We start from the raw sequence: 3323 nt of genomic DNA on the forward strand, positions 1-3323 counted from the left end.
CGTGGGAGGCCGCGTGCCAGACACACACCTTCGCCGCGGCGGTGGCCTGGTACGGCGGCGGCATCGCCGAGACCCGCAATCAGGTGCCCAACTGCCCGGTGCAGCTGCATTTCGGCGCGGATGACGCGCATATCCCGCTTGATGATGTCGAGGCCATCCGCGCGGCGCACGCGGATATCGAGATCTTCACCTATGAAGCGCGGATCACGGCTTTGGCTGCACCGACCGCCCGTCCTACAACGCGGCGGCGGCCACGCTGGCCATGCAGCGCAGCCTGAGCTTTTTCGAACACTGGCTGTAATCCCCTCCGCCGCCATCACCCACGCGATGGCGGCGAAAAGGAATGGGACGGATCAGCCGCGCAGCACCCGCCCCGCAACGGCGTCAAGCCGGGCCAGCACCGCCGGGTCGCGTTTCGCGGGCGCGGTGATCAGCGCATGTTCCAGCGCCCGGTCACACCCGGCGCGGCAGGGGCCACGCGGCACGCCCAGACGGGGAATGACCGAACGGACCAGCGCGCGGGCGCGGCTTGCGTTTTCCTGCATCACCTTGACCACGGCATCCACCGTCACGCTGTCATGGCTGTCGTGCCAGCAGTCGTAATCCGTGACCATGGCGACGGTGGCGTAACAGATCTCGGCCTCACGGGCGAGCTTGGCCTCGGGCATGTTGGTCATGCCCACCACCGAGCAGCCCCATGAACGGTAGAGATTGCTCTCCGCCCGGGTGGAGAACTGCGGCCCTTCCATGACCAGGTACGTGCCGCCACGGGTCACGTCCAGCCCCAGTTCCCGGCACTGGCCTTCCAGCACATCGCCAATGCGCGGGCATAGCGGGTCGGCCATGCCGACATGGGCGACGCAGCCCGTATCGAAAAAGCTCTTCTCACGCGCAAAAGAGCGGTCGATGAACTGGTCGATCACCACGAAATGGCCGGGCGGCAGTTCTTCCTTGAGCGAACCGACCGCCGAGAGCGACACGATGTCCGTCACGCCGGAACGCTTGAGCGCGTCGATGTTGGCGCGGTAATTCAGGCGCGAGGGCGGCAGCGGGTGCCCGCGCCCATGGCGGGGCAGGAACACGCAGCGCACGCCATCCAGACGGCCGAACAGAAGCTGGTCGGACGGGCTGCCCCAGGGGGTTTCGACCGTACGCCACTCCTTGTCCTCAAGGCCTTCGATATCATACAGGCCGGAACCGCCGATCAGGCCGATAACCGGCTCGATCCGCTCATCAGGGGCAGGATTAGGGGACATTGGACCACGTTCTCCGTTTCAGTAAAATGCAAAGGACAAGCAGGAACGCCAGGAACACGACCGCCCCCACGCCCACCCGGTGCCGTTCGGTCAGGTGGGGGGACGCGGCCCATGCCAGGAAGGTGGTGACATCGCGCGCCTGCTGCGCAACCGTGGCGGGCGTGCCATCGGGGTAGGAAACCCCGCCTTCATGCAGGGGCGGCGGCATGGCGGTGCGCCCGTTCGCGGCATAGGGGTTGTAGGACAGGCCCGGCGGCACGACCATGCCGGCGGGCGGCGGTGCGCCATACCCGGTCAGGAAGGCGTAAATCCGGTCCACCCCGCCGGGATGCACCACCGCCAGCCGCGACTGGTCGGGGGGCGCCACCCCGTGATTGGCCGCCGCCGCCGTGCGTGCGTCGGGATAGGGGGAAAGCAGGTGGTCATCCCGGTTGGCCGGGCGTGAGAGCGGATGCCCGCCGGCGTCCGTTCCGGCGGGAACATGGTGGCTGGCCGCGAGGGCGCTGACATCGCCCTCCTTCAGCCCCAGCCCCGCCAGATCCCCGTACGTGACCGACTTCATGCCGTGGCAGGCGGAACAGACCTGCGCGTAAACGGTATAGCCCCGCTGGACCGCGGCCAGGTCGAAATGACCCAGCGGCCCCTGAAAGCTCCAGACCTGCCGGGGCGGCTCCTGATAATCCCGCGCCCACGCGCCGGTTCCGGCCAGAAGCCCCAGCGCCATGATACCGGACGCCACCACGCCATGGCGTGACCGGCTACGCGGCAGTAGGGAGCGCATCCGGGGCGCGCTGCCATGCCCATGACCTCGCCTATGCATATCTACCTTGTCCCCGCCACAATTCGGACCCTCTTTTCGCGTTACTACCGGGCGCTGGCAACCCCTGCCGTGCGGCAGTACGGACCAACCCGCCCCCTGCCCGTCTTGCAATGGGCGGAACAAACGGGCACCCGTAATACCCATTGCGAATGACCTGAACGGGCAGAATGACAAGACCATGACAATTACCCGCACCGCCGTCGCCCATGACGCCATGAAGGACACGGCCCGAACCTGGTTTGAAACGCTGCGCGACCGTATCTGCGCGGCCTTCGAACGGATCGAGGATGAAGCCGCCGCCGCCCATGCCCCGGCCCTGCCGGGCAAGGACGTGCCGGGCCGTTTCGAACGCACGCCATGGAACCGCACGAACGAGGACGGCAGCCCCGGCGGCGGGGGCGTGATCAGCCTCATGCGCGGGCGGGTGTTTGAAAAGGTGGGGGTCAATGTTTCCACCGTGAGCGGTGAGTTCAGCCCCGGCTTTCGCGATTCGATTCCCGGCGCGTCCGAGGATCCCCGCTTCTTCGCGACCGGCATCAGCCTTGTGGCCCATATGTGCAGCCCGCTGGTGCCCGCCGCCCACTTCAACACGCGCATGATCATCACCACGAAGGGCTGGTTTGGCGGCGGCGGTGACATCACCCCCATGTTCCCCGAAAGCGCCGAGGCGATCAGCGACGCCAAACGCTTTCATGACGGTTTCAGGCTGGCGTGCGAAAAGCATGACCCAGACTATTACCCCCGCTTCCGTGACTGGTGCGACAGGTATTTCTACCTGCCCCACCGCAACGAACCACGCGGACTGGGCGGAATTTTCTACGACCGGCTCGATACCGGCGACATCAACGCGGATTTCGCGTTCACCCGCGATGTGGGTCTGGCGTTTCTTGAGACCTACCCCGACATCGTGCGCGGCCGGATGATGGAAGCATGGACACCCGAGCAGCGCACCGCGCAGCTCATACGGCGTGGCCGTTATGTTGAGTTCAACCTGCTGCATGACCGGGGCACCATTTTCGGCCTGAAAACAGGCGGAAATACCGAGGCCATTCTTATGAGCCTTCCCCCGGAAGTCCAGTGGCCATAGGATAACGCATGCCCGCCCGATACACCCCGTCCCGGCCCGCTCCGTCCACTCCCGCCCCTGCGGGGTGGCATGGCGGCCCGCGTGGTTCTGGTAACAGGGTAATGCAATGATCCCGCGCCGCCGCCTGCTGGCCCTGCTGGCCGCCAGCGCCACCCTGCCC

Annotated in this window: 3 protein-coding genes and 1 pseudogene; 2 read left to right on the plus strand and 2 right to left on the minus strand. The window is 66.6% G+C overall.

The genetic code is table 11. The features are described from left to right. A pseudogene (locus JCM25156_RS23860) lies at positions 1–301 on the plus strand (dienelactone hydrolase family protein); the annotation flags it as partial. Between the two features lie 52 nt (positions 302–353). Here JCM25156_RS23860 and JCM25156_RS11705 read toward each other — a convergent pair. Beyond that, positions 354–1256: an S-methyl-5'-thioadenosine phosphorylase gene (locus JCM25156_RS11705; RefSeq protein ID WP_025813221.1), complete on the minus strand. Its 903-nt coding sequence runs from the start codon at positions 1254–1256 to the stop codon at positions 354–356. Further along, positions 1246–2076 (minus strand): cytochrome c1, encoded by an 831-nt coding sequence (locus JCM25156_RS11710; protein ID WP_025813222.1) that lies wholly within the window; start codon positions 2074–2076, stop codon positions 1246–1248. Before JCM25156_RS11710 ends, JCM25156_RS11705 begins: the two co-directional genes overlap by 11 nt. Before the next feature lie 178 nt (positions 2077–2254). On the opposite strand from JCM25156_RS11710, the gene hemF reads away from it, so the two are divergent. Next, entirely contained in the window at positions 2255–3163 is a 909-nt protein-coding gene (hemF, locus tag JCM25156_RS11715; protein ID WP_025813223.1) for an oxygen-dependent coproporphyrinogen oxidase, read from the plus strand. Positions 3164–3323: the final 160 nt, after the last annotated feature.

The sequence above is a fragment of the Komagataeibacter kakiaceti JCM 25156 genome (genome assembly GCF_000613305.1).

Bases quoted from the DNA above. Each gene is read 5' to 3' on its own strand.
- hemF (WP_025813223.1), top strand. From the start codon at position 2,255: ATGACAATTACCCGCACCGCCGTCGCCCATGACGCCATGAAGGACACG.
- JCM25156_RS11705 (WP_025813221.1), bottom strand. From the start codon at position 1,256: ATGTCCCCTAATCCTGCCCCTGATGAGCGGATCGAGCCGGTTATCGGC.
- JCM25156_RS11710 (WP_025813222.1), bottom strand. From the start codon at position 2,076: ATGCATAGGCGAGGTCATGGGCATGGCAGCGCGCCCCGGATGCGCTCC.